At 66.9% G+C, this 1,714-nt stretch carries 1 protein-coding gene; it reads right to left on the reverse strand.

Annotated features, from left to right (window positions below):
• A partial coding sequence (locus ACFYWI_RS38440; RefSeq protein WP_389240831.1) for a CocE/NonD family hydrolase occupies window positions 1–1,553 on the reverse strand: 1,553 nt, incomplete at its 3' end.
• Window positions 1,554–1,714: the final 161 nt, after the last annotated feature.

Here is a 1,714-nt window from a genome sequence, read left to right on the forward strand (position 1 = left end):
TCGTGGTGGATGAGGTCGCGGCCCACCTGGTGGCCGTAGTAGTGGTGGAACAGGCCGTCGGCGACCGGGGAGTCGCCGTTGGCGATCTCCAGGCGGATGCGGCTGCCCTTGGGGAAGAGGTAGGAAGTCGGCCAGACCTCGATCTCGTAGCGGACGACGGCTCCCGGCTCGATCGGCTGGGGCGGATGGGTGCGGTGGGAGGCCTTCAACCAGCCGCGGGTGACCATCGCGGAGGGCGGCGGTACGTTCTTTGCGACCTTGCGCATGAGGGCCTCCTTGAGCTTCGGAACGGTCTTCTGCTCGGAGACCTTGACGTGGAAGTCGGTGTCGGTCCGGTCGGACTCGGCGTACAGCACGAGGGTGATCTTCCCGGTGACCTCGGTGTCGTGTTCCAGCGGCGGGGTGGTGAAGGTGAGGATGCCGCGGGTGGGCTGCGGGATGCCGTCGGTGATGACGGTGGTGCCCACCGTCCACTCGGGGTTGGGGTAGTCGTAGACGGTCGGCTCACCAAGCGGCTGGGTGGGCGGGGTGGTGGTGAGGCTGCCGTCGTTGAGTGAGCGGACGGCGTGTGCGGGTTCGGGGTGCAGGTAGAACGTGGTCGGCACGGCGCGCTGGGGTGGCCATTCGGATTCCGCCCGCGGCTGGCTCCCGGTGTTGCCGACCTGGAGATGGACCGGCGGGCCGTCCATGACACCGTTGTCGACGCCCTTGAGCCAGTGGTCGTACCAGGGGCGGATGTAGATGTCGAGGAACTCGGTTTGGTAGTAGCGCTCGTGGCTGTCGATGCCGGCGAGCACGACGAGGCGCTTGTCGGTGCCCTTGAGGCGTTCGTAGCCGTCGAGCTGACCGCGCAGGTGCAGGCCGACGCCGTACCACCAGGCGATGTTGAGCACCGGGACATCGATGTCCTCCACCCTCACCGCTCGTTGGTCCCACCAGTCGTCGACGACGGGCCGGTCCAGGGTCATGCCGATGATGTCGGCGGTGATGCCGCCGGGCCGGGGCGGGGTGCCGCCGCCGATGGTGGCGCTGGCGCGGAGGTGGTCGGTCGACCAGAAGTTGAGGAACCCCATGGAGTAGACCCCGCCGTGGTAGACCGCGTCGTGGTAAAGGTTCGTGAACCCGCTGTAGACCAGCGCGCAGGTCAGGTGCGGCGGGCGCTGCGCGGCGGCCAGCCACTGGTTCACGCTGTAGGCGCTCTCCCCGATCATCGACACCTTCCCGGTCGACCAGGGCCGGGAGGCGATCCACTCGATGGTGTCGTAGAAGTCGCGCTGCTCGGCGGGCCCGAACAGCTCGAAGTCCCCCTCGGACCTGCCGGTGCCGCGCTGGTCGCCGATCACGACCGCGTAGCCGTGGCCGGTCCAGTAGTCGATCGGGCCGGTCTCGATGTACCGGAACGTCGACACCGCCGGCAGGTACAGCAGGTCCTTCTGGTAGGGCGCTACCGCGTACAACGCCGGAAACGGACCGTCCCCGTCGGGCAGGTACACATCGACGCAGATCCGGACGCCGTCGGACGCCGTGATCCACTCATCCTTGAAGGCATGCATGACCAACTCCTGATTTCCTCATGTGTGGAAACTAATTTCAGCGTATGCTGAAACTGTCGGGGGTGAAAGTCCCCTCTCTAACCTGTTACGGAAGGTGATGCGGTGTGACTGGGCGAGGTCCCCGGGGAGAGCGCGGAGAGCAGGCGGACAAGATCGTCGCC

Source organism: Streptomyces sp. NPDC002889 (genome assembly GCF_042888425.1).
Taxonomy (GTDB): Bacteria; Actinomycetota; Actinomycetes; order Streptomycetales; family Streptomycetaceae; genus Streptomyces.